The sequence below is a fragment of the Streptomyces sp. LARHCF249 genome (assembly GCF_052871255.1).
Genome location: NZ_JBIXJQ010000008.1, coordinates 236,656 through 259,593, shown reverse-complemented (window position 1 = coordinate 259,593; position 22,938 = coordinate 236,656). Strand labels below are relative to the sequence as shown.

At 75.0% G+C, this 22,938-nt stretch carries 20 protein-coding genes and 1 tRNA gene; 11 read left to right on the top strand and 10 right to left on the bottom strand.

Going from position 1 to position 22,938, the window contains the following annotated elements; translation table 11 throughout:
* Positions 1-48 precede the first annotated feature (48 nt).
* Positions 49-2,310 carry a malto-oligosyltrehalose synthase gene (gene treY / locus ACIPUC_RS24485; RefSeq protein WP_446592142.1) on the top strand — a complete coding sequence of 754 codons (2,262 nt, stop codon included), beginning with the start codon at positions 49-51 and terminating at the stop codon, positions 2,308-2,310.
* Positions 2,311-2,434: 124 nt separating this feature from the next.
* The gene (locus ACIPUC_RS24480) at positions 2,435-3,715 is read left to right on the top strand and encodes a M14 family zinc carboxypeptidase (RefSeq protein ID WP_446592279.1); all 1,281 of its coding nucleotides are present in this window, start codon (positions 2,435-2,437) and stop codon (positions 3,713-3,715) included.
* A gap of 43 nt (positions 3,716-3,758) precedes the next feature.
* On the opposite strand, the gene ACIPUC_RS24475 is transcribed toward ACIPUC_RS24480, so the two are convergent.
* Positions 3,759-4,259 carry an N-acetyltransferase family protein gene (locus tag ACIPUC_RS24475; protein ID WP_446592141.1) on the bottom strand — a complete coding sequence of 167 codons (501 nt, stop codon included), beginning with the start codon at positions 4,257-4,259 and terminating at the stop codon, positions 3,759-3,761.
* A 44-nt stretch (positions 4,260-4,303) separates the two neighbouring features.
* Positions 4,304-4,867, bottom strand: a complete 564-nt coding sequence (locus tag ACIPUC_RS24470) for an FHA domain-containing protein (RefSeq protein ID WP_446592139.1) — start codon at positions 4,865-4,867, stop codon at positions 4,304-4,306.
* A gap of 110 nt (positions 4,868-4,977) precedes the next feature.
* On the opposite strand from ACIPUC_RS24470, the gene treZ reads away from it, so the two are divergent.
* The gene (treZ, locus tag ACIPUC_RS24465) at positions 4,978-6,726 is read left to right on the top strand and encodes a malto-oligosyltrehalose trehalohydrolase (protein WP_446592138.1); all 1,749 of its coding nucleotides are present in this window, start codon (positions 4,978-4,980) and stop codon (positions 6,724-6,726) included.
* 17 nt (positions 6,727-6,743) lie between these two features.
* Here the strand turns inward: treZ and ACIPUC_RS24460 are convergent, their stop codons facing one another.
* Together ACIPUC_RS24460 and ACIPUC_RS24455 are read right to left on the bottom strand one after the other, a co-directional pair.
* On the bottom strand, positions 6,744-7,868 hold the full coding sequence (locus ACIPUC_RS24460) for a M24 family metallopeptidase (RefSeq protein WP_446592136.1): 1,125 nt from the start codon (positions 7,866-7,868) through the stop codon (positions 6,744-6,746).
* The gene (locus tag ACIPUC_RS24455; protein ID WP_446592278.1) at positions 7,865-8,707 is read right to left on the bottom strand and encodes a LysR family transcriptional regulator; all 843 of its coding nucleotides are present in this window, start codon (positions 8,705-8,707) and stop codon (positions 7,865-7,867) included. The genes ACIPUC_RS24460 and ACIPUC_RS24455 overlap by 4 nt, the downstream gene beginning before the upstream one ends.
* Positions 8,708-8,784: 77 nt before the next feature.
* On the opposite strand from ACIPUC_RS24455, the gene ACIPUC_RS24450 reads away from it, so the two are divergent.
* Together ACIPUC_RS24450 and ACIPUC_RS24445 are read left to right on the top strand one after the other, a co-directional pair.
* Complete coding sequence (locus tag ACIPUC_RS24450; RefSeq protein WP_446592135.1) at positions 8,785-9,615, top strand: CTP synthase C-terminal region-related (seleno)protein; 831 nt, start codon at positions 8,785-8,787, stop codon at positions 9,613-9,615.
* 74 nt (positions 9,616-9,689) lie between these two features.
* A tRNA-His gene (locus ACIPUC_RS24445) sits at positions 9,690-9,762 on the top strand.
* Positions 9,763-9,820: 58 nt separating this feature from the next.
* On the opposite strand, the gene ACIPUC_RS24440 is transcribed toward ACIPUC_RS24445, so the two are convergent.
* Entirely contained in the window at positions 9,821-10,576 is a 756-nt protein-coding gene (locus ACIPUC_RS24440; RefSeq protein WP_446592134.1) for an alpha/beta fold hydrolase, read from the bottom strand.
* A 71-nt stretch (positions 10,577-10,647) separates the two neighbouring features.
* Here ACIPUC_RS24440 and ACIPUC_RS24435 point away from each other — a divergent pair, with 71 nt between their 5' ends.
* Positions 10,648-11,358 carry a hypothetical protein gene (locus tag ACIPUC_RS24435; RefSeq protein ID WP_446592132.1) on the top strand — a complete coding sequence of 237 codons (711 nt, stop codon included), beginning with the start codon at positions 10,648-10,650 and terminating at the stop codon, positions 11,356-11,358.
* Here the strand turns inward: ACIPUC_RS24435 and ACIPUC_RS24430 are convergent.
* Positions 11,345-13,405 (bottom strand): phosphocholine-specific phospholipase C, encoded by a 2,061-nt coding sequence (locus tag ACIPUC_RS24430; RefSeq protein ID WP_446592130.1) that lies wholly within the window; start codon positions 13,403-13,405, stop codon positions 11,345-11,347. The two genes, ACIPUC_RS24435 and ACIPUC_RS24430, sit on opposite strands and share 14 nt — an antisense overlap.
* A gap of 298 nt (positions 13,406-13,703) precedes the next feature.
* Between ACIPUC_RS24430 and ACIPUC_RS24425 the strand changes: the two genes are divergently transcribed.
* The 5 genes from ACIPUC_RS24425 (at position 13,704) to ACIPUC_RS24405 (ending at position 19,089) form a co-directional block, all read left to right on the top strand.
* Positions 13,704-14,726, top strand: a complete 1,023-nt coding sequence (locus ACIPUC_RS24425; RefSeq protein WP_446592129.1) for a 3-oxoacyl-ACP synthase III family protein — start codon at positions 13,704-13,706, stop codon at positions 14,724-14,726.
* Complete coding sequence (locus ACIPUC_RS24420; RefSeq protein WP_446592128.1) at positions 14,723-15,466, top strand: glycosyltransferase; 744 nt, start codon at positions 14,723-14,725, stop codon at positions 15,464-15,466. Before ACIPUC_RS24425 ends, ACIPUC_RS24420 begins: the two co-directional genes overlap by 4 nt.
* Positions 15,466-16,947, top strand: a complete 1,482-nt coding sequence (locus ACIPUC_RS24415; protein ID WP_446592127.1) for a class I adenylate-forming enzyme family protein — start codon at positions 15,466-15,468, stop codon at positions 16,945-16,947. The genes ACIPUC_RS24420 and ACIPUC_RS24415 overlap by 1 nt, the downstream gene beginning before the upstream one ends.
* A gap of 109 nt (positions 16,948-17,056) precedes the next feature.
* Positions 17,057-18,196 (top strand): cytochrome P450, encoded by a 1,140-nt coding sequence (locus ACIPUC_RS24410; RefSeq protein WP_446592126.1) that lies wholly within the window; start codon positions 17,057-17,059, stop codon positions 18,194-18,196.
* Positions 18,193-19,089, top strand: a complete 897-nt coding sequence (locus tag ACIPUC_RS24405; protein ID WP_446592125.1) for an NAD-dependent epimerase/dehydratase family protein — start codon at positions 18,193-18,195, stop codon at positions 19,087-19,089. The genes ACIPUC_RS24410 and ACIPUC_RS24405 overlap by 4 nt, the downstream gene beginning before the upstream one ends.
* 58 nt (positions 19,090-19,147) lie before the next feature.
* On the opposite strand, the gene ACIPUC_RS24400 is transcribed toward ACIPUC_RS24405, so the two are convergent.
* Genes ACIPUC_RS24400 through ACIPUC_RS24385 form a run of 4 tightly spaced genes read right to left on the bottom strand, consistent with a single transcriptional unit; the run spans position 19,148 to position 22,839 of the window.
* A complete protein-coding gene (locus ACIPUC_RS24400) occupies positions 19,148-19,744 on the bottom strand; it encodes a GTP-binding protein (protein WP_446592123.1) in 597 nt (198 codons plus the stop codon).
* Entirely contained in the window at positions 19,731-20,099 is a 369-nt protein-coding gene (locus ACIPUC_RS24395; RefSeq protein WP_446592121.1) for a DUF742 domain-containing protein, read from the bottom strand. Before ACIPUC_RS24395 ends, ACIPUC_RS24400 begins: the two co-directional genes overlap by 14 nt.
* Entirely contained in the window at positions 20,099-20,503 is a 405-nt protein-coding gene (locus ACIPUC_RS24390) for a roadblock/LC7 domain-containing protein (RefSeq protein WP_446592120.1), read from the bottom strand. The genes ACIPUC_RS24395 and ACIPUC_RS24390 overlap by 1 nt, the downstream gene beginning before the upstream one ends.
* Entirely contained in the window at positions 20,500-22,839 is a 2,340-nt protein-coding gene (locus tag ACIPUC_RS24385) for a nitrate- and nitrite sensing domain-containing protein (protein ID WP_446592119.1), read from the bottom strand. Before ACIPUC_RS24385 ends, ACIPUC_RS24390 begins: the two co-directional genes overlap by 4 nt.
* Between the last annotated feature and the right edge of the window lie 99 nt (positions 22,840-22,938).

Below are 22,938 nucleotides of genomic sequence, written 5' to 3'. Positions count from 1 at the left end.
GCATGGGGTAATGGCACGGAATCCGCCTGGCTGGGTACGTACGTTCTCATGAGCCTGCCGCGGTCAGTCATCCAATCGGAATCTGATGTTCCGACACCTGTCACTCCGGCGTCGACCTACCGTCTCCAGCTGCGTCCGGAATTCCCCTTCGCGGCGGCCGAGGCAGCCGTACCGTACCTCTCCTCGCTCGGCGTGTCGCACCTGCACCTGTCCCCCGTGCTGGAGGCGGTGCCCGGCTCGGCGCACGGGTACGACGTCACCGACCACTCCCGGGTGCGCGAGGAGCTGGGCGGCGAGGGCGGCCTGCGGTCGCTGGGCGCGGCCGCCCGGGCGCACGGACTGGGGCTGGTGCTCGACATCGTGCCGAACCACATGGCGGTGCCGGCGCCGCTGCGGCTGAACCGGCCGCTGTGGGAGGTCCTGCGGGAGGGGCCGGGCTCGCCGTTCGCCCGCTGGTTCGACATCGACTGGGAGGCGGGCGGCGGGCAGGTGCTGCTGCCGGTCCTGGCCGGGCCGGTGGAGTCCTGCGAGCTGGCGGTCGACGGGCACGTGCTGCGCTACGGGGAGCAGGAGTTCCCGCTGCGGGAGGGGACGTCGGGGCTGGAGCTGCCCGAGCTGCTGGCCGCGCAGTGGTACCGGCCGGCCTGGTGGCGGGAGGCCCGGACCGGCCTCAACTACCGGCGCTTCTTCACCATTTCGGACCTGATCGGGGTCCGTGTGGAGGACCCGGAGGTGTTCACGGCCACCCACGCCAAGGTACTGGAGCTGGTCCGGGACGGGGTGGCGCAGGGGCTGCGGATCGACCACGTGGACGGGCTGGCGGACCCCGAGGAGTACCTGCGGCGGCTGCGGGCGGCGGCGGGGCCGCACTGCTGGGTGGTGGTGGAGAAGATCCTGGCGCGGGAGGAGCGGCTGCCGTCCGCCTGGCCGGTGGCGGGGACCACCGGGTACGACGCGCTGCAGCGGGTGGACGGGGTGTTCACCGACCCGGACGGGTCGGCCGAACTGGCTGACCGCTACCGCGAGTTCACCGGACTACCGGAGTGGGAGCGGACGGCGGAGGCGTGCGCGCGGGAGGTACTGACCGGCGACCTGGCCGCCGAGCTGGCCACGCTGGAACGCCTCGCCGGGGCGGAACTCGCGCCCGCCGTACGCGAGTTGCTGATCGCCTATCCGGTCTACCGGCCCTACCCCGGCGGGGCCGGACCGGATCCGCGGGCCGTGGAGCGGGCCGCTGCGGCGGCCGGTCCGGGGGCGGTGGCCGGCGTACGGGAACTGCTGCTGCGGGACCCCGCCTTCGCGGCCCGCTTCGCCCAGACCTCGGCCGCGCTGCGCGCCAAGTCCCTGGAGGACCGGGCCTTCTACCGGTACGCGCCGCTGCTGTCGGCCACCGAGGTCGGCGGGGACCCCGGGCAACCGGCGGTGTCGGCCGCGGAGTTCCACGCGTACTGCGACCGCCTGGAGCGGGAGTGGCCGCGGTCCGGGACGGTGCTGTCCACGCACGACACCAAGCGCAGCGCGGACGTCCGGGCCAGGATCTCGGTGCTGTCGCAGGCCCCGGAGCCGATGGACGGCACCGGCGGCCCCGACCCGGCGCTGGCGTGGGCGGCCCGGCAGACGGCGCTGGGGCTCGGTGAGGTCCCGCAGGCCGTGCCGCGGCTGGCGGACGCCCTGCTCAAGGGGGTCCGCGAGGCGGCCCTGCGGACCAGCTGGACGGAGCGGGACGAGGCGTACGAGGCGACCGTGGCGGGCTACGCGCCGCGCCCCCTGGAGCTGCCGCCGGAGCTGGCGGAGGCGGCCCGGGCCAACCTGCTCGGCATGACCCTGCTGCACCTGGCGATGCCGGGCGTGCCGGAGGTCTACCAGGGCGCCGAGACGGAGTACCGCGCCCTGGTCGATCCGGACAACCGGCGCCCGGTCCGCTTCCCCCGGGAGGCGCTGGCCCGGCTGGACGCGGGAGCCGCCCCGCACGGCGCGGCGGAGGAGAAACTGGCCCTCACGGCCGCCGTGCTCCGGCTGCGCCGGGACCGGCCGGGACTGTTCGCCGGGTACACCCCCCTCTCCGCCCGGGGCCCGGCGGCGGACCACTGCCTGGCCTTCGCCCGCTCCCCGGGCCTGCTGGTGGTCGCCACCCGCCTCTCGCACCGCCTGGCCCGCTCGGGCGGCTGGCGCGGCACGGCCCTGCCCCTCCCCCCGGGCCGCTGGACCCCCCACGTGGGCCGCCTGCCCGCAAGCCCGTACGAAACCGAGGCGGACCTCGCCCTCCTCCTGTCCGCCTCCCCCGTAACGCTCCTGCTCAGCGCCCCCTGACCCGGGCTCCGCGCGGCCCCCTCAGACTCCGCCCCGGGGTTTGGGGCGGGGCCGGGCCGGGGTCCGGGGAACTGCGGGGGCTGCGCAGCAGTAGGGGCCCGGCGCTGCGGGCATGGCATCCCTTGTGACCCTCCTCCGAGACATGTGCTACCCCACGCCGCACGAGCTCGCACTGGCCGCCCGCGCCCTGGCGGACGAGCACCCCGCCGAGGTCCGCCTCCGCCAGGCCGGCACCTCCCGGGCCGGGCAGCCCCTCTGGGTGCTCTCCGTCACGGCCACCAGCCGGACCACGGCGGGCCGGGACGTCCTCGTGGTCGCCGGGGCCCACGCCAACGAACCCGTCGGCGGCGCCACCGTCCTCTCCCTCGCCCGGCGGCTCCTGCGCACCCCGGCCCCGCGCACCGGCTGCGGCTGGCACTTCCTGCTCTGCGCCGATCCCGACGGCGCGGACCTGCACCGCACGCCCCGCCCGTACTCGCTCCTCGACTACCACCGGCACTTCTTCCGGCCCCCCGGCCCCGAACAACCCGAGTGGGCGCCGTCCTTACTGCCCCCGGACCGGCTGCCGCCCGAGACCCTGGCCCTGACCGCGCTCATCGACGAGCTGCGGCCCGTCCTCCAGGTGTCCCTGCACGCCACCGACCTCGGCGGCTCCTGGGTCCAGCTCACGCGGGACATACCCGGCCTCGCCGAGCCCTTCGGCAAATCGGCCGCCGAGCTGCGCATCCCGGTGGAGAACGGGGCCTCTGACGCCGCGGGCTGGCCCTCCCCCGGGCCCGGGATCTTCGTCATCCCGCAGCCGGGGAGCGAGGCCGCCGGGGCCTTCCACCCCGAGGACACCCGGCTCAGCACCTGGTACCACGCCCACCGGTACGCCGGCACCACCGCGATCGTCGAAGTGCCCATGTGGGCCTCCGACCTGGTGGACGACCCGACCCCGCACCCCGACCCGCGCGGCGCCCTGCGCATGCTGGCCGCGCGGCTCGGCGAGGACACCGCGCGCGTGGCCGCCGCACGGGACGGGATCCGCCGCGGCCCCCTGCCGTACGAGGACGCGGCTGCGGCGCCCCTGCTGCGCGCGGTGGACTGGACGCTCGCGCTGATCCCCCGGATCACCGCCGAGTGGACCGGCGACGAGGCCCCCGCCGAGGCCACCTCGGCGTACGTCGCCAGCATCGACGCATTCGGGCGGCGCCTGTCGCTGCGCGCCGCCGCGATGCTGCTGCGGGTGCTGCGCACCCAGGGCCACCCGTCGGCGCCCGGTCTGGACCGGCTGGTCACCGGCTGGTGCGAGGACTTCGCGGGCCGCTTCCGGGCCCGCTGGGTCCCGGTCGCCACCCAGGTGGAACACCAGTCCCGGACCGTCCTGGCGGCCTACGAGCGGCTCGTGGCGGCCGAGCGGTAGTCCGGCGGGGACCGATGGGGCGCCCGGGCTCGGACAGCCCCGCTCACGACCCGGCGGGGGCCACGGGCAGGCCGTACCGGCGCTTGGGCAGGCCGGTGGCGCCGAGCCGGTCGTAGAACCGGATCGCACCCTCGTTCCAGTCGGGGGTCTGCCACTGGACCTGCCCCAGGCCGAGCTCGCGCGCCAGTCCCCGCACGCCGTCCATCAGGGCCGCGCCCAGCCCGTGGCCGCGGGCGTCCTCGGTCAGGTACAGGCAGTCCATGTGCAGGTAGTGGCCGGCGTCCCAGAAGGAGAACTCGGCCGAGCAGGCGGCGTATCCGGCGACCTCGCCGTCCGGGGTCTCGGCGAGGAGCACCCACAGTCCCCCGGCCACCGCCGGGGCTGCCCCCGGGGTGTCCTCGGCGAACAGCTGCGGCCCGAGCCGCTCGGCGAGGCCGGGCGGCCGGGGCGCCGACTTCTCGTACGCGATGTGCTCCCGCATGAGTTCGACCAGGCGGGGCAGGTCCCCGGCGCGTGCGCGGCGCACGACAGGCATGTGTTCCATGCCCGCCACCCTGCACCACGACAGGGCGCGCCGGCGGGCCGGGTTCAGCTCGAGGACAGCCGGAAGGTCATCTTCCCGAAGCCGACCTGGTCGCCGTCGCGGACCACCGCGGAGCCGGTCACGCGGTGCCCGTTGACCGTGGTCCCGTTGGTGGAGCCGAGGTCCTTGAGCACCCACACCCCGTCGCGCAGGCTGAGTTCCGCGTGGGCGCGGGAGACGGTCTCGTGGCTCAGCCGCAGCCCGTTGCCGGGATCGCGGCCGATCCGCAGGCCGCCCGCGCCGGGGTGCGGCAGCAGCAGCTTGGGCAGCTTCTCGGCGGCCCAGGCGCGCCGGACACCGACCGACACGGCGGACACCCGCCCCACCCAGCCGAACAGCCGACGGGTCCAGGGGCTTTCGGGGCCCGCCCGCGTCTGGAGGTCGGCGGTGAGGACGGCGAGGTCCTCGGAACGGCGCGCCACCAGGGCGAGTTCCATCCGGCGCAGGAACGTGTCATGGGACAGCTTGCCGAGGGCAGCGCCCTCTCTGAGCTGGCCCAGCGCCCGGTCGCGCTCGGCGTCGGAGAGCCGCGGCACGGGATAGGCGGGGAACTCGAAACTCGACGTCACAGGGTGATTGTCGGCCCGTCGGGGCCGGAGTGTCCAGAACACCCCCGCCGGGCCCGGAATGATGGGCAGGATACGCATGCTGAACAGCGCCGCAGACGAGGGGAACGTCCGTGCAGTTCGAGGTGTGGGCACCGCTGACAGGTCATGTCGCCATGCGACTCGACGACGCGACGTACGACATGGCGCGCGACCCGGAGCGCGACGGCTGGTGGACCGCGCAGGCCCCGGCCGCCGACGGGAGCCGGTACGGATTCCTGCTGGACGGCGCCTCCGTCCCGCGGCCCGACCCGCGCGGCCGGCGGCTGCCGGACGGCCCCGACGGCCTGTCCGCGGTGGTCGACTTCACGGCCCTCCCCGAGCCGGGAGCCCCGGCCCGGCGGATCCCGCTCCAGGACGCGGTCCTGTACGAGCTGCACATCGGCACCTTCACCCCCGAGGGCACCTTCGACGCCGCCGCCGCCCGCCTGGGCCACCTCACCGGCCTCGGCGTCACCCACGTGGAGCTGATGCCCGTCTGCCCCTTCCCCGGCCGGCACGGCTGGGGGTACGACGGGGTCGCCCCCTGGGCGGTGCACGAGCCGTACGGCGGCCCGGCCGGGCTGGCCCGGTTCGTGGAGGCGGCCCACGCCGCCGGGCTGGGCGTGGTCCTGGACGTGGTCCACAACCATCTCGGCCCCTCCGGGAACCACCTGCCCGCCTACGGCCCGTACTTCACCGACACCCACCACACGCCCTGGGGCGCGGCGGTGAACCTGGACGCACCCGGATCCGACGAGGTGCGCGCGTACCTCCTGGGCAGCGCGCTGGCCTGGCTGCGCGACTACGGGATCGACGGGCTGCGGCTCGACGCCGTGCACGCGCTCGCCGACGGGCGGGCCCTGACCTTCCTGGAGGAACTGGCCGCCGCCGTGGACGGGCTGGCGGCCGAGACCGGCCGGCCGCTGTTCCTGATCGCCGAGTCCGACCGGTGCGACCCGCGCACCGTCACCCCGCGCGCCGACGGGGGCCTGGGGCTGCACGCCCAGTGGAACGACGACTTCCACCACGCCCTGCACTGTGCGCTGACCGGTGAATCCCAGGCGTACTACGCCGACTTCGCCCAGGCCCCGCTGGCCGCCCTCGGCAAGACCCTGACGCGCGGCTTCTTCCACGACGGGACCTGGTCCTCCTTCCGGGGCCGCAGCCACGGCCGTCCGGTGGACCGCCGCCGGACCCCGGCCCACCGCTTCCTCGGCTACACCCAGACCCACGACCAGATCGGCAACCGGGCGCTCGGCGACCGGCTCGCCGCCTCGCTCTCCCCCGGGCTGCTGGCGTGCGCCGCGACCGTCGCGCTGACCGGGCCGTTCGTGCCGATGCTGTTCATGGGCGAGGAGTGGGGTGCGGGCACGCCGTGGCAGTACTTCACCGACCATCCCGACCCGGAGCTCGCCGAGGCCGTACGGACGGGCCGCAGGCGGGAGTTCGCGGCGCACGGCTGGAAGGCCGAAGAGATCCCCGACCCGCAGGACCCCGCGACCCGCGACCGCTCCTGCCTGGACTGGGCGGAGCCGGATCAGGCGGACCACGCCCGCCTGCTGGCCTGGTACCGCACCCTCGTCGCGCTGCGCCGCTCGCACCCGGACCTGCGCGACCCGGACCTGGCGGCGGTCCGGGTCGCCCACGACGAGGAGCGCCGCTGGCTCACCTTCCGGCGGGGCGACGTACGGGTGGCCGTGAACCTCTCCCCGGAGCCGGTGACGATCGCGCTCGGGCGCAACGGGGTACGGGTGCTGGCCGCCTGGGAGCCGCTCGGACACCCGGGCCCGGACGGGCGGATCCACGTACCGGGCGAATCGGCGGTCGTCCTCGGCCCGTGACCGTGGCCCCACCCCGGCTATTCGACGATCGCGAGCTCGCGCGGGGCCTGGTTGAGGCGGCGCACGCCGTCCCCGGTGACGGTCACGATGTCCTCGATGCGGACGCCGAACCGGCCGGGCAGGTAGATGCCCGGCTCCACGGAGAAGCACATGCCGGGGACCAGGGGCTGCTCCTCGCCCTCGACCATGTACGGGGGCTCGTGAGTGGTGACGCCGATGCCGTGGCCGGTGCGGTGGATGAAGCGGTCGCCGTAGCCGAACTCGGTGATCACCGCGCGGGCCGCGCGGTCCACCTCCTGGCAGGAGACCCCCGGCCGGACCGCGGCCACCCCGGCCTGCTGGGCCTCGCGGACGATGTCGTGGACGCGCTGCTCCTCGGCGGTCGGCTCGCCCACGTGCACGGTGCGGGAGATGTCGGAGCCGTAGCCGTACCGCAGGCCGCCGAAGTCGAGGACGATCATGTCGCCGTGCCGGATGACGCGTTCACCGGCCTCGTGGTGCGGGTTGGCCCCGTTGGGTCCGGAACCGACGACGGTGAAGTCGACCTGCGAGTGGCCGTGTGCGCGCAGCAGCGCGGCCAGGTCCTCGGCGACCTCGGTCTCCCGGCGGCCCGCGAAGGGCAGGTGGACGACCTGCGCGTAGGCGGCGTCGGCCGCGGCGCCCGCCGCCGCGAGGCACTCCAGCTCCCGGTCGTCCTTCACCGCGCGCAGCATGGGCAGCGCGTCGGTGAGCGGGGCGTAGGAGGTGGTGGGCAACTCCCGCTGCAGACCGAGGAGGTGCAGGGCCCAGGTGTTGTCGCTCACCCCGAAGCGTCCGGCCGCGTCCAGCAGCGGGGCGGTGACCGCGTACGGGTCCTTCCCGTCGGTCCAGTCGCGCAGGGTCAGCGCGGCGGCGCCGGGTGCCTTGGCGGCGTCGGGGGCCTCCAGCGCGGGCACCACGAGCACCGGTTCCTGCCCGGCGGCCAGGACCAGCAGGGTGAGCCGCTCGGTCTCGGCGGTGGGGCGGTAGCCGGTGAGGTGCGTCAGGTCGGGCCCGGGTGCGATCAGCAGCCCGGCCAGTCCGGCGTCGGCGGCGGTCTGCGCGGCGGCGGCCATCCGGGCGGCGTAGTCCTCGGACGTGAAGGGTGCGGGTTCGTGGGTCATACGGGTGATCCTGCCGTGAGCCGTGCGGCGAGCGCAGCGGCCGCGCCGGTCGGAGTTCCTGGTGAGAGCAGCTCCGTACGGTGCACCAGGCGCGGCACGGACAGCGGTACGGCGACCCCCGCGGCGGCCTCGGCGACCCGGCGCGGCAGCAGGACCAGGCCGTGCCCGGCGGTGGCGAGCGCGCACAGGGCGAGCAGGTCGGTGCCGTCGTAGCGCAGGGCGGAGCGGGCGGCGGTGAGCGGGAGCCCGATGCCGGGGGCGTCGATCCAGCGCGCGTCGGCGAGGTCGTCCAGCCGGACGGCGGTCCGCCCGGCGAAGGGGTGCCCGGCGGGCAGCAGCACGGCCAGGCCCTCCTCCGCCACGCCCGTCACGGTGAGCGGGGCCACGTCGGGCAGCCGCAGCGGGTCGCTGGGCGCGGCGAGGCCGTCGACGAGGCCGAGGTCGCAGCCGCCGGTGGCGACCGCGGCGGGCACCTCCGCCGGGGGCAGCACCCGCAGGGTGACCCCGGTCGCGGGCAGCGCCGCGAGCAGCGCGGGGCCGACGGCCAGCGGGGAGGCGGCGAGCGTGACCCGGCCGGGCGGCGCGGCGGCCAGCCGCAGCACGTCGGCCCGCGCGGCGTCGAGCCGCAGCAGCAGCGGTCCGGCGTGCTCCAGCAGCCGCGTCCCGGCCGGGGTCGGCGCGACGGGCCGGCGGGTGAGCAGCTCGGTGCGGAGGTCGCCTTCGAGGGCGGCGATGTGCTGGGAGACGGCGGACTGGGTGTAGCCGAGCTCGCGGGCGGCCGCGGAGAAGGAGGAGAGCCGGGCCACGGTGACGAAGGTGCGGAGCAGGTGCGGGTCCATGGTCATCAGCGTTGCTTATCGAGCCACCAAGAACAATCGTTGGCGCTGAACCGGACCCGCCCGCCAGGATGATCCACATGACCACCGCACAGACCGCACGGCCCGCCCAGACCGCCCAGACCGCACGGATCGCGCTCGTCGGCGACCGCTCCCCGCACGTGAAGTCCCACACCCGGATCCCGCACCTCCTCGACGCCCTGGCCCACCGCGACGGGCTCGTCCTCGACGCCTACTGGATCCCCACCGGCGAGGCCGAGGCGGAGGCCGCCGCCGGGACACTGGCCCGCTTCGACGCCGTGTGGGTGCTGCCCGGGAGTCCGTACGCCAGCGAGGCCGGGGCGCTGGCCGCGGTCCGGGTGGCCCGCGAGGAGGGCATCCCCTTCCTCGGCACCTGCGGCGGCTTCCAGCACGCCCTGCTGGAGTACGCGCGTACGGTCTGCGGGCTGCCGGATGCCGCGCACGCCGAGAACGACCCGGAGGCCGCGGACCTGCTGATCGCGCCGCTCGCGTGCTCGCTCGTCGGACACGAGGGCCTCGTACGGGCCGAGCCCGGCTCGCTCGCCGAGTCCGCGCTCGGCGCCGAGCGGTCGATGGAGCGCTACCACTGCAACTACGGGCCGTCGGCCCGGCACCTGCCGGCGCTCACCGCGCACGGGCTGCGGCTGTCGGGGCACGACGAGGACGGCCAGGTGCGCATCGCGGAGCTGCCCGGGCACCCCTTCTTCCTGGCGACGCTGTTCCAGCCCGAGCTGCAGGGGGACGGGACGCGGCCGCACCCGATCCTCCGGGCCCTCGCCTCGGCCGCCGTCGCCCACGCCGCCGGGCGCGCGGACGGCCCCCCGGCCGAGCCCGCCGCCACCCCGGCCGAGCCCGCCGCCACCCCGGCCGGCAGCCGGTCCGCCGGATAACGCGTCGCGGGACCACCCTTCTGATCGGCTATGCTGTGCTTGCACATCGAACGGGTGGTCCGCCGCCCTTCGTGGTGGGTGTAGCTCAGTTGGTAGAGCACCTGGTTGTGGTCCAGGTGGCCGCGGGTTCAAGTCCCGTCACTCACCCTGTTGGTCCCGTGAGGGGTACGAGGTTTCCTCGTACCCCTCACGGGCTTTTCGCTTCCTACGCGCGCAGGAAGGCCTCGACCTCGGTCGCGAGGGCCACCGGGGTCTCGTGCGGCGGGTAGTGCCCGGCACCGGGGACGGGGTGGACGCGGCAGTTCGGGTACGAGACCTGCCAGGTGGCGCGCATCACATCGGCGGTGAGCGCGAGGTCGTACTCGCCGACCAGGACCAGCACCGGGACGGTGTTGCCCTTCACGGCGGAGGACAGGTCGAGCGGCTGCCAGCTCGCGAGGTAGCCGGCGAAGGCCTCGGGCCGGGAGGCTTCCAGGGAGTGGGCGACCATGCGGTCCAGCCAGTGGCGGCTCGCCCGGTGCCCGGTGACCAGGTCGAGGATGGTCCGGCGCTTGGCCGGGTCCTCGGCTGCGCCGTAGAAGAGGGCGTGGGTCGCGTCGTCCATCTCGTAGGGCCCGGCGGGGACCGGGTTGATCCCGACGATCTTCTCGATCCGCTCGGGGGCCCGGACGAGCACCTGCTGGGCGGCCTTGCCTCCCATGGAGTGGCCGAGGAGGGAGAAGGTGTCCCAGCCGAGCTGGTCGGCGAGTTCCAGGACGTCGTCGGCGATCTCGGGCAGGCTGTGGCGGCCGGCCACGTCCCGGCGCTCGCCGTAGCCGCGGTAGTCGAGGAAGGCGTACGAGAACCCTTCGGGGTCCAAGTAGTCCAGCACCGAGCCCCAGTTGGCACAGGTACCGAACCAGTCGTGCAGGACGATGACGCGGACGGGTCCGGTGCCGATCCTGCGGTGGGCGATGGCCATGCGCTCTCCCTCGGTGACGGGGCGGAGAAAACCGACGCCGTACCTCTGCCCAGCGGGCCTACCATCACACCGTGAAACCGACACCGGGTGCCGAGCCGTTGGCCATGGGGGACTTCTCGCGGGCCGACGGGGCGCGACACCCCCATCACCCGCGGAGCTACGCGATCAGCGACCCCGCGGAGATCGCCGAGGTGCGGGCCGCACGTCCGCCCGAACGGCACACCGATTTCGCCGGCGGCGGCGCGGTCGAGTGCATGTGCCACGGGGAATGGGACCCGCCGCCGGCCACACCCGAACTGAAGCGCCTGCTCGACCCGCTGTCCCCCGACGGGATCCCGGCCCGCCACCGCGCCCGGTGGGCGGCGGCGGCGCCCGAGGGGCTGCGGGAGTATGCCGCGGCCCTGGCCGGAGGTGAGGAAGAGCCGGACCTCCCGCGCGGGGTGCCGTTGGGCGTGGTGTTCAGCTGGCTGGGCACCGTACGCCAGGAGCCTCGGGACGCAGCGTGGCTGCTCGCGGAGCGGGGTCCGCAGCGGGTGCTGGCCGGAGTGGCCACGGAGGAACTGGCCTGGGCGGTACGGGAGACGGATCGGACGGGGCTGGACGGCGCCGTACGGTTCTTCGCGAGCGAGGAGTTCACCACCCGCCACCCCAAGCGCCGCCGGGTCCCCGACACTGCCCGTGACCTGCTGCTCCGGCACGCGCGCGGCCACCGCCCCAAGGACCTTCCGGTCCTGGAGCGGCGGCTGCTGCGCGGGGCGGAGGACCGGGTCAGACGGTCTTGATCGCCGGGTCGGAGATGCCCGGGGCGCCCGTTTCCACGTGGCCGGCGAAGCGGCGCAGGAACGTGGTGTCGGCGTCGGAGACCACCGTGATGTCGTACCAGCGGCCCGTCGTGCTCAGGTCCGCCGTGTACGCGGCCGTGCCGCCGGCCGCGACCCGCAGGGTCTGGGCCGCGCCGTTGTAGGCGTTGGCCACCGTGAGGTTGACCGCCGCCGCACCGGAGTTGGCCAGGGTCAGCTTGAGGTTTCCGGTGGTCCCGTCGTGGCGGGCCGTGACCTCGGGGCCGGCCTTCTTCGCCGGACCCTTCCAGGTGCGCAGGAAGCCGTTGGGGCCCCAGACCGAGAGGTTGATCTGGTTTCCGGTGGAGCTGCTGGTGCTCCAGGTGTCCGAGAGGGTCTTGCCCGCCTCGACCGTGTAGGGCCAGGGGCCGTCCGTGCGGTTGCCCGAGGTGCTGTGGAAGTGGGCGCCGAGGGTGGGGCCGGAGGCGAAGGTCAGGGTGAACTTGCCGGTGGAGGGGGTCGCCCGGCCGTCCACGTACGGGCTGTAGCCGAGCGCCCGGGTCGGCTTGGAGCCGGCCTCCTGCTTCGGCAGGGTGCCCGTGGCCGGCGGGGCCGGGTAGTAGGAGGGGTGGCGGTTCTTGTCCGGCGGGACGTACCCGGCCGTGGACGGCAGCGCGGCGGGCGCGGCGTCCGCCCGGGTGAAGTCGAACGCCGAGGTCAGGTCACCGCAGACCGCGCGGCGCCACGGCGAGATGTTGGGCTCCTGCACGCCGAAGCGCTTCTCCATGAAGCGGATCACCGAGGTGTGGTCGAAGGTCTCGGAGCAGACGTAGCCGCCCTTGCTCCACGGCGAGACCACGATCATCGGGACGCGCGGGCCGAGCCCGTACACACCGGCCGCGTAGCCGCCGCCGCCGCTGTAGAGGTCGCCGGTCACGCTCGCGGTGGACAGGCCCCAGGCCGAGGAGGCGGGCGGGTACGGCGGCACCACGTGGTCGAAGAAGCCGTCGTTCTCGTCGTAGGTGACGAACAGGGCGGTCTTCGCCCACACCGCCGGGTTCGCGGTCAGCGCGTCCAGGACCTGCGAGATGTACCAGGCGCCGAAGTTCGTCGGCCAGTTGGAGTGCTCGCTGAACGCCTCGGGCGCGGCGATGTACGAGACCTGCGGCAGGGTGCCGTTCACCACGTCGGCGCGCAGCCGGTCGAAGTACCCGTCGCCCGCCTTGGCGTTGGTGCCCGTGCGGGCCTTCTCGTAGAGGGGGCTGCCCGGCTGGGCGTTGCGGTAGGTGTTGAAGTACAGCAGCGAGTTGTCGCCGTAGTTGCCGCGGAAGGCGTCGTTGATCCAGCCCCAGTGGCCGGCCGCGTTCAGGCCGTCGCCGATGTCCTGGTAGACCTTCCAGGAGACGCCGGCCGCCTCCAGGCGCTCGGGGTAGGTCTTCCAGCCGTAGCCGGCCTCCTGGTTGCCGAGGACCGGGCCGCCGCCGGTGCCGTCGTTGCCCGTGTAACCCGTCCACATGTAATAGCGGTTGGGGTCGGTGGCGCCGATGAAGGAGCAGTGGTAGGCGTCGCACACCGTGAAGGCGTCGGCGAGGGCGTAGTGGAACGGGATGTCGTTCCGGGTCATGTACGACATGGTCGTGGCCGTCTTGGCCGGGACCCACTTGTCGTACTTGCCGTTGTTGTACGCCTGGTGACCGCCGGCCCAGTCGTGGTCCAGGCCCGTGAGGAACTGCATCCCGAGGTCTTCCACCTGCGGGTTGAAGGGGAGGATGTCCTTCGTGCCGTTGGACTGGTGGAAGACGGACTTGCCGTTGTCCTGGAGGACGGGCCGCGGGTCACCGAAGCCCCGGACCCCCTTCATCGCGCCGAAGTAGTGGTCGAAGGACCGGTTCTCCTGCATCAGGACGACGACGTGCTCGATGTCCTGGATCGTGCCGGTGGTGCCCTGCGCCTGGATGGCGGCGGCCCGCGCGATGCTGTCGTTCAGCATCGTCAGCGCGGCGGTGCCGCCGGCTATCTGCAGGAACCTGCGGCGGTTGAGTTCTGCCATGGGGTGACGACCTCTGCGGGTGAGGGGTGGCTTGGGGGCGCCCCAAGGACAGCGCCCCCGGTGTACCGGACGGAGATCCTTGTCTGACACCTGGCCGTACAGCCGGAGAACGGAAAGGTCACTGCCGACGGCCCGCGCGTCTGGCGAAGACGGTAAGGGAACCACCTGCCGCGCAACAGCCCCCTGAACCACTCCGCTTCGAGGTCAGCGCGCCGGCCGGGGATACTCATCCGGCCTGTGCACCGATCTGAGCATCCCTACTCAGGCCCGGGAGATGGCCGGTTGTCATGATGTGGGCATGCCCTTTCAGCCAAGTGACCCACGGCCGCGCGCCGGGATAACCGCCGTCGGCAGCCTGCTGCCCGCCGAGGCGCTCTCCTCTGACTCCCTCCAGCGGGAGGTGTCCCTGCGCAGCGGCCTCACGCTGCCGCCGACGCTGCTGAGGCAGGCCACCGGGATCGACTCCCGCCGCGTCGCGGGCGCGGACGTGTACGCCTCCACGCTCGCCGTGGGCGCCGCCCGCCGGGCGCTGGACGCCGCCGGACTGGGTCCGCTCGACATCGACCTGCTGCTCTTCGCCTCCGCCTCCCGCGACATGGTCGAGCCCGCCACCGCGCACATCGTGCAGGCGGAACTGGGGTCGCGGGCCCACGCCCTCGACGTCACCAACGCCTGCAACAGCTTCGTGAACGCGATCGACCTCGCCCGTTCGATGATCCTGGCCGGGCGGGCGCGGCGGGCCCTGGTGGTCACCGGGGAGACCCCGAGCCGGGCGGTGCGCAAGGATCCCGCCGACGTCGCCGAGTTCCGCAGCGGCTTCGCGGGGTACACGTTCGGCGACGCGGGCGCCGCCGTGGTCGTGGAGGCCGTGGAGCGCGGCGGGATCCTCGACGTGGACACCGAGACCCACTCGGAGCACTGGGAGGTCGGGGGCATCCCGGGCGGCGGTTCGCGCCACCCGCGCGGGGACGAGTACACCTACTTCCGCGGCGACGGGCACGAACTGCGCGGGGTGTTCGAGAAGGTGGGCACCGCCGTCATCGACCGGACGCTGCACCGCACGGGGATGGACTGGGACGGCTTCGCCAAGGTGCTGGTGCACCAGGTGACCGTGCCGTACCTGGAGCGGTTCGCGGAGCTGACCGGGGTGCCGGCCGGGAAGCTGGTGGTGACCGTGCCCGAGCTCGGCAACGTGGCGAGCGCGAGCATCGGGGTCCAGCTGGACCGGGTGTTCGCCGAACTGGAGCCCGGTCAGCGGGTGTTGTTCGTCGGACTCGGCGGCGGTATCAGCATCATGACGATGGTCTGGGAGAAGTCGTGAGCCAGTCGCTGTGGGTGGTCGTACCCGCGCACGAGGAGGAGGCCCGCCTCGGGCAGACCCTGCGCGCCCTCGCCGCGCAGCGGGACCGGGACTTCACCCTGCTGGTCGTCGACAACGCCTCGGCGGACCGGACGGCCGCGATCGCCCGGGAGTTCGCGGCGGGCGCGCCGTTCCCGGTCGAGGTGATCGAGGAGCCGGAGAAGGGGGTCGGCTCGGCCGTGGACACCGGCTTCCGGTACGCGATCGACCGCGGCGCGGCCCTGCTCGCCCGCACCGACGCCGACTGCCTGCCCCGGCCCGGCTGGACGCGCGCCGCACGGGCCGCCCTCACGGAGCGGCCCGGGCTGGTGTGCGGGCGGATCACCGCCCGGCGCGACGAGCACGGCCCGCTGGGCCGGGCCGGCTTCGGCCTGCTCGTGGCGCTCGCCGCGCTGTTCGGGCGGCTGCGGCCCGGGCACGCGCGCCGCAAGGGCTTCCGGGCCCCGTACCGCATGCACGCCGGGAACAACATGGCCATCACCGCCGAGCTGTACCTGGCCGTCGGCGGCATGCCCCGGCGCCCCTCGCCCACCGACCGGCTCTTCCTCAACGCCGTACGCCGCCACACCGACCGGATCGCGCACTGCCGGCAGATGGTCGTGGAGAACTCCACGCGGCGCCTGCGGGCCTACGGGATCGCGGGCACCGCCCGCTGGTACCTGGACCAGGGCAGCGGCACCCACGGAACGGATCCCCGCTGATGCTCGACCGCCTCGACCACGCGCTGCGCAGCCGCCCCGAGCGGCCGGCCGTCCTCACCGCCACCCGCACGGGCGCTGCCCGGGTCCGGGCCACCCGCGGGGAACTCGCCGAGCTGTCCGACGCGTTCGCCGCCGCCCTGCACGCGCGCGGACTGCGCGCCGGGGACACCGTCGGCGTCGCCGTACGGCCCGGGCCGCGGGCCCTTGCCGTCCTGCTCGCCCTGTGGCGGCTCGGGCTGCGCGGGGCCGTGCTCGACCCGGGTGCCGGGCCGGACGTGCTGCGCGCCCGGCTGTCCCTGGCCCGGCCCTCGCTGGTGCTGGCCGACGCGGCCGCGCAGGCGGTGGCGGGCTGGGCCCGGCCGCTGGCCCGCCGGGCCGGGCTCGCGCTGCCCGACCTGGCCGAGCTGGGTCCGGTGGCCACCGTCGGGCCCCGACTGCCGGGCTGCGCGCCCGCGCTGGACCTGGCGGCCCCCCGGGCGGGGGTCCCCGTGCACGGGGACGACGACGGGGACGGGGACGCGGTGATCGTGTTCACCTCGGGGACCACCTCCCGGCCGCGCGCCGTGGTGCACACCCGCTCGAGCCTGGCCGCCGGGATGGCCTCGGTCGCCTCCCTCTTCGACGCGGCCCCGGACCAGCCCGTGCTCGGGGGCACCTTCTTCGTCCTGGTCCCCTCGCTGACCTGCGGCGCCCCCGTCGCACTCCCGGCCCGCGACCCACGGGTGCTGGCCCGCCAGCTGCACCGGCTGCGCCCCCAGGACACCTATCTGACCCCGCCCGGGCTGCGGGACGCACTGGATGCCGGCGCCCGTTTCCACGGCCGGGTCTGGACGGGCTCGGCGCCTGCCGACGCCGCCCTGCTGGAGCGGGTACGGGGTGCGGGCGCGGCCCGGGCATGGGGGGTGTACGCGCTCACCGAACTGTTCCCGGCCGCCGCGGTCGAGGCCCGGGAGAAGTCCGCTTTCGAGGGCCCCGGCGACCTGGTCGGCACCCCGCTGCCGGGCGTCCTGGCCGAGACCGACGCGGAGGGCCAGCTGCTGCTGGCCGGGGCCGCGGCCCGCCACCGCTACCTCGGCGAGGAGCCCGACCCGTGGGTGCGTACGGGCGACCGGGCGCGGCTGGACGGCGCCGGCCGGATCGTCCTGGAGGGCCGGTGCAAGGACATGGTGCTGCGCCGGGCGGAGAACATCTATCCGGGGCTGTACGAGCCCGCCCTGCACGTGCCGGGCGTGGAACTGGCCGTGCTCGTCGGAGTCCCGGCGGGTGACGGCGACGAACAGCTCGTCGCCGTCGTACAGCCGGGGCGCGGTGTGGACGAACCCGCCCTGCGCAGCGCCCTGTCGGGCCCGCTCCACCGGATGGGCGCGGCGCGCCCCGACGCCCTCCTCTTCGCCCGCATCCCCCTGTCGGGGCGCTCGCGCAAGCCGGACCGGGCGGCGACCTCCGCCATGGCGGCACAACGCCTCGGCCCGACGGCCTGACCCGCGCCCCGGAACGCTCCCTGGCCTCCGGGCCCTCCCGGCAGACGGCTCGGGCGGCCCGCCCGCCTCCGGTTCCCGTAGTCCCGATCCCCACGAAGGTACGTACCCGATGAGCCACACGTCCCACGCCCGGGCCCGGCGGCGCGACCGCCGGGTCTACCTGGGCAGCCATCCCGTGCTGTTCGGACTGCTCGCCGCGACGCGCGGCCGGCCCGTGCGCCGGCTCGGCGGCACCCTGCTGGTGCACGGGGCGGAGGCCTACCGGGAGGCGCTGACCCGGCTGCCGCTGGACCGTACGGCGGCCGGGACGACGGGCGCCGCCGCGCGGGCCGCCCTGCCGGACGGCGCCGGCGGCGTGCTGTTCGACCAGGAGGGCGGGGCCCACCGGGCGGAGCGGCGCGGCCTCGCGGCCGGGCTCGGCGCGGCCGGGGTGGAGGAACTGCGCGCGGTGTGGCGGCCGTTGCTCGTACGAGGCGTCGCGCCGCTGGCACAAGGCGGCGAGGTGGACCTGGTCGAGCTGGCCCGGGAGCTGTCCGGGGCGGTGGTGTGCGCCCTGCTGGGCTCGCACGCCGACCCGCGGGCCCTGGCGGAAGCCGCCGCCGAGGCCGCGGCCGCCTCCGTACGCAGCCACCTGCCGGGCCCGCGCCGCCCGCGCGCCGAGGCCGCCGCGGCCCGGGCGGCGGACCGCCTGCGCCTGCTGCTGGGGCCCGGCACGGTCCCGGGCCCCGGAGCCGGAGCCGGAGCCGGCTTCGCTGAGGAAGGCCTGGCCGCGATGCTGGCGGTGGCCGCGGTCAACACCACCGTGGCCGCGCTGCCGCGGGCGGTGGCGTGGTGCGCCGATGCCGGGCTGTGGGACCAGGCCGCCGACGAGGCGCTGCGGCCGGCGCTGGCCGCCGAGCTGCTGCGGGTCACGGCCGCCTCGCCGCTGCTGCCGCGGGTGGCCGCCGCGGACGGCGCCGTCGGCGGCTGCCCGGTGCGCGGCGGCGACCGGCTGCTGCTGGTCGCCCGGCACGCCGCCGGGGCGCACCGGCGCGACCCCGATGCCCGGCGGCCGGCGGGGCCCGGGACCGCCCGGCTGGTGTTCGGCGCCGGGCCGCACGCCTGCCCCGGAGCCCGGCTGGCCGAAGTGCAGCTGGCCGACGTACTGGCGGCGCTGGCCCCCGCGCGGCCGGTGGTGACACGGGCCCGGGTGGACCGGCGGGCAGCCCTGCCGGGCTGGCGGACGCTGCTGGTGGAGGCCCGCGCATGAGCGTCCGTATCGCGGTCACGGGGGCGAGCGGCTTCTGCGGCGGGCACGTGGCCCGGGCGGCCGCCGCGGGCGGGGCGGAGGTGGTGTGCGTGGGCCGCAGGCCCGGACCGCTGGGCGAGCACCGCTTCTGGGACGCCGCCCGGGCCGAGCCGGATCTGACCGGGGTGGACCTGGTGGTGCACTGCGCGGCCGCGGTCGGCGATCCGGCACCCGGCTCGCGGGCAGAGGCGCTCATGCACGCGGTCAACGTGACCGGCACGCAGCGGCTGCTGAGGGCGGCGGGCGGCCGGCCCGTGGTCTGGGTGAGCAGTGCCAGCGTCTACGACCCGCGCCTCGACCGGGGCCTGGTCACCGAGGACCATCCGCGTGCGGGCCAGCTGAACGCGTACGGCCGCACCAAGGCGGCGGGCGAGGCCCTCGCGCTGGCCGGCGGTGCGGTGGTGCTGCGGCCGAGGGCGGTCTACGGCCCCGGCGACACCCAGCTGCTGCCCCGGCTGCTCTCCCGGGTCCGGGCCGGGACCCTGCTGCTGCCGGGCCCGGACGTGACGCTGAGCCTGACGGCGGTGGAGAACCTGGCCGAGGCCTGCCTGGCGGCGGCCGGCTGGCCCCCCGGCGCGTACAACGTGGCGGACGCCGAGCCGTACGCCCGCGACCTGGCCGTACGGGAGGTCCTGCGGGCCCACGGCGTCCGGGCCCGGATCCGGCACCTGCCGCTGCCGGTGGCGCGTGCGGCGGCCCGGTTCGCGGAGTCCCTGCCGACCGCCGAACCGGCGCTGAGCCGCTACGCGGTGGACCAGCTGGCCCACTCCGTGGTCCTGGACACGGCCAGGGCCCGGTCCCGGGGCTGGACCCCGGGCCGGACCCTGGCGGACTACCTGGCTTCGGTGGCCTGAGACGGCCCGGGGGCGGCCCGGGTCGTGCGGGGCGCCCCGGGCGGCCGGAGCGGGCGGGTCAGACCGTCGTCGCCACGGCTCCCGCCTGGGCGATGAGCCGGTCGAGGAGCGCGAGCAGGCAGGCGCGGACGTCGGTGCGGGAACGGGCGTCCAGCATGAGGACGGGGGTGTTCGGGTCGCGCAGGTGCAGCGCCGCCCCGATCTCCTCGGCGGTGTAGGACTGCTCGCCGTGGAAGCAGTTCGCGCCGACCACGAACGGCAGTCCGCGGCTCTCGAAGAAGTCGACCGCGGGGAAACTGCGGTCCAGGCGGCGCGTGTCGACCAGCACGATCGCCCCGAGGGCCCCGTTCAGCAGGTCGTCCCACATGAACCAGAAGCGCTCCTGGCCCGGCGTGCCGAACAGGTAGAGGACGACTCCGGCGTCGGTGAGGGTGAGGCGGCCGAAGTCCATCGCCACGGTGGTCACGGTCTTGGACTCGATGCCGTCGAGGTCGTCGACGCCGACACCGGCGGCCGTCAGCCGCTCCTCCGTCCGCAGGGGCTCGATCTCGGAGATCGTCTCGACCAGGGTCGTCTTGCCGACTCCGAATCCCCCGGCGACGAGGATCTTGACGGGGGCCGCTTCCCGCGGGGCGGGAATGTCATATCCGGGCAAGGTTGTCCCTGATTCTCATGAGCAGGTGGACGTCGGTGGTCTCGGCCCCGTCCAGGGGCGACCGGTGGTGGATCAGCCCGCGGTCCGCGAGTTCGCCCAGGAGCAGCGTCATCGGGGTGAGCCGGATGCGCATCCGGGCCGCTATCTCGGCGACCGCCAGGCCGCCCGGCGGCGCGCACATGGCGAGGATGGCCCGCCACTCGGTGGGCAGGCCGCCCTGCGCGTCCCCGCCGACCGCCGCCGTGATCGTGGTGTCCATGGTGAGGACGGTGTGCGGCGCGGCCGTACGCCCGTCGGTCAGGGCGTACAGCCGCGTACGGCGGCGGCGCGCGGGCTGGGGCTGGTCCTCCGGCATTACGCGGTCGGCACCTGGCCGCGCTCCGGGGTGCCCAGCCACTCGCCGAGCGCCTGGGCGGTCCGTACGGCCTCGCCGCCCAGCTCCCCGAGGCGCGCCTTGCGGGAGGTCACCACGATGAGCGTGCTGCCGTCCCCGCAGCCGACGATGCACAGGTAGCGGTCGTCCATCTCGACCAGCTGGCGGATGACGCGGCCGCCGTCGACCTCCCGGGATATCGCCTTCATCGTGGCCGCGATGCCGGAGGCCGCGGCCGCCATGCGCTCGGCCTGGGGCTCGTCCAGCAGGTAGGCGCTGAGCTTGATGCCGTCGTTGGACAGCAGCACCGCTCCCTGGATGCCGGCGATCCGGTTCAGGTTGTTGTCCAGGACGCTGTAGATCATGTCTTGCGATGAGGTAGTCATGGCCGATCCCGTCGGAGCTCTTCTTCCACTGTCTGGGTCCCGCGTTCGTAGTCCGACCAGGCGTCGGCCACTTCTTCGGGTGTCGCCGTGTCCGGCCGGAGGGCCGCCTCCGGGGCGCGGGGCGCCCGCAGCTGCTCGGCGATGTGGGTCTGCGGGACGCGCTCGGGCAGCGCCGGCCGTGTGGGGGCGGCCGCCAGGGCCGGCCGGGCCTCGGGCTCGGGCTCGGATACGGGCACGCGCGCGGGCAGCTTCGCGGGGCGGCTCGGCAGCCCGGCGGCCGTGTGCTCGACCGGCTCGGGCCCCCGTTCCACGGAAGGTCGCGGCGCCGGGAGGGCACTGGCCGGCTCCGGGGCGGCGGGTGCGGGCGGGAGCGCGGCCGCGGCCGCCGGCCGGGGCTCGCGCGGTGCTTCCCCTTCCGTCGCCACCAGCAGTTCCGCGGGGAAGATCACCACCGCGGAGGTGCCTCCGTACACCGAGCGGCGTAGGGTGACGGTCGCCCCGAGCTGGTCGGCGAGGTGGCCGACCACGAAGAGCCCGAGCCGGTGCGCGTTCTGCGCCAGGACGGAGTACGGCGGCGCCTGGTGCAGGCGGCCGTTCATCTCCTCGTACCGCTCGGGGGTCACCCGCGGTCCCCGGTCCTCGATCTCGACCGACAGCCCGTCCGCGACCATTTCGGCCCGGATGACCACCTTCGACCGCGGCGGGGAGAACCGGGTGGCGTTGTCCAGCAGCTCCGCGAGCAGATGGCTGACCTGGCTGATCGCCTGCGGTTCCACGCTGGTCTCGTCCAGGGCCTGGCGCTCGATGCGCCGGAAGTCCTCGACCTCCGCGGCGGCTTCGCGCAGCAGGTCGGCGATGCGCATGGGCTCGGTGTGCGGGTCGGGGACCTCGCCGCCCGCCAGGATGAGGAGGTTCTCGATCTGCCGCCGCATGCCCACCGTCAACTGGTCTGCGCGCATCAACTGCGCGAGCAGCGCCTCGTCGTGGCCGAAGGCGTCCTGGAGGTCCTCGGTGAGGCTCAGCTGGCGGCTGACCAGGTTTCCGGTGCGCGAGGCGATGCCCGTGGCGAACAGGCCGAACCCGTGGCGCTCGGCCGCGAGCTGCCGGTGCCCGTCGACGGATACGGCGACGGCCCGGGCGAACGCGTCGCTGATGCGTCCGACCTCGTCCCGGTCCCCGCGCACCGCCGGCAGGATCTCGTCGTCGACGGACTGCCCGCGCTGCAGCCGGGCCACGACGTCGGGGAGGGTTTCCTCGGCGACGGTCACGGTGCGTTCGTGCAGGTCGTGCAGCCGGCGGAGCAGCGAGCGCGTGGTGAGCACGACGATCACCACGACGAGCAGCAGCCCGCCGCCGCTTCCCCCGACGAGCCAGGCGACCTCGGTCTCCAGCGCCGCGGCCTTGGCCTCGCCGCGCGTGAGCACCTGCCGCGCCCGGTCGATGGTGAGGGTGGCCATCTGAACGGAGACGTTGGCGTGCGCGGACCGCCAGCCGGCCACCTCGGCGGGCATCTTGACACCGGAATCGACGTCCGTGTGATCGGAGAGGACCGCGTTCTCGATGCGTATCTTCGTCTGCCAGTCCGGCGAGGCGACGATCCGCTCGTAGAACCGCCGGTCCCGCTCGGGCAGATGCGGCGCGATCGCTGTCTCGTGCAGGTAGCGCTGGGCTCCCACGGCACTGATGAACTGGTCGAAGCCGGCCGCGCTCAGTTGTCTGGACGGCCCGGCCAGGGCCAGGATCGTGTCCTCGCGCGCCACCATCTCGCCGGCCGAGAGCATCGACACCACGGGCCGGCTCTCCTGGACGAGTTCGGCGTCCTCCGCGTGGCTGAATTCCAGCTGGTACGTCTGGATGACCGCGCCGATCACGCCGGTGTAGTAGGAGAGCGTGCTGTCGGCGCCGCCGGTACGGGCATCCGCGCGCTGGCGGTACGCGGCCAGGCCGTCGAGCCGCCGGTTCACCTCGGCGAACGCCGCGGAACCGCCCGCCAGCCCACGGAACACGGCAGCGCCCTTGTCCGTGGCCTCCCGCCGGTTGCGCAGCTCTTCCTCGGCCCCGGCGGTGCCCGCCCACAGTGCGGCGGTCACCGTCCGCTCGGCCTGCATGTCGACCATGAGCGTGTACAGCGGGGCGCCGAGCCGCTCGGAGGCGGCGACATCGGCCCGCAGGTGCTCCGACTGCGCCAGCAAACGCTGGGCGCTCACCGTCACTTGGGTGCCCATCGCCAGGGTGGGGAGCACTGCCAGCCAGATGAGCAGGGTGCGCAGGCGCACGGGGCGCCTGCGCCGGGCCTTCGACTGCCCGGGTATGCCTTCGGGTTCTACGGGAGACATCGGACCTCGGGAACGGGGCGGCGGGGGCAGCCGGGCGGCCGGACCGGGCACAACCAGTCCTGCTGCGGCGGGATGTGAGGGTGCCGATCATAACCAGCC

Coding starts and splice junctions, on each gene's coding strand:
- treY (WP_446592142.1), top strand. CDS start 49: ATGAGCCTGCCGCGGTCAGTCATCCAATCGGAATCTGATGTTCCGACA.
- ACIPUC_RS24475 (WP_446592141.1), bottom strand. CDS start 4,259: ATGGAACACATGCCTGTCGTGCGCCGCGCACGCGCCGGGGACCTGCCC.
- ACIPUC_RS24460 (WP_446592136.1), bottom strand. CDS start 7,868: ATGACCCACGAACCCGCACCCTTCACGTCCGAGGACTACGCCGCCCGG.
- ACIPUC_RS24455 (WP_446592278.1), bottom strand. CDS start 8,707: ATGGACCCGCACCTGCTCCGCACCTTCGTCACCGTGGCCCGGCTCTCC.
- ACIPUC_RS24450 (WP_446592135.1), top strand. CDS start 8,785: ATGACCACCGCACAGACCGCACGGCCCGCCCAGACCGCCCAGACCGCA.
- ACIPUC_RS24440 (WP_446592134.1), bottom strand. CDS start 10,576: ATGGCCATCGCCCACCGCAGGATCGGCACCGGACCCGTCCGCGTCATC.
- ACIPUC_RS24430 (WP_446592130.1), bottom strand. CDS start 13,405: ATGGCAGAACTCAACCGCCGCAGGTTCCTGCAGATAGCCGGCGGCACC.
- ACIPUC_RS24425 (WP_446592129.1), top strand. CDS start 13,704: ATGCCCTTTCAGCCAAGTGACCCACGGCCGCGCGCCGGGATAACCGCC.
- ACIPUC_RS24415 (WP_446592127.1), top strand. CDS start 15,466: ATGCTCGACCGCCTCGACCACGCGCTGCGCAGCCGCCCCGAGCGGCCG.
- ACIPUC_RS24410 (WP_446592126.1), top strand. CDS start 17,057: ATGAGCCACACGTCCCACGCCCGGGCCCGGCGGCGCGACCGCCGGGTC.
- ACIPUC_RS24405 (WP_446592125.1), top strand. CDS start 18,193: ATGAGCGTCCGTATCGCGGTCACGGGGGCGAGCGGCTTCTGCGGCGGG.
- ACIPUC_RS24395 (WP_446592121.1), bottom strand. CDS start 20,099: ATGCCGGAGGACCAGCCCCAGCCCGCGCGCCGCCGCCGTACGCGGCTG.
- ACIPUC_RS24390 (WP_446592120.1), bottom strand. CDS start 20,503: ATGACTACCTCATCGCAAGACATGATCTACAGCGTCCTGGACAACAAC.
- ACIPUC_RS24385 (WP_446592119.1), bottom strand. CDS start 22,839: ATGTCTCCCGTAGAACCCGAAGGCATACCCGGGCAGTCGAAGGCCCGG.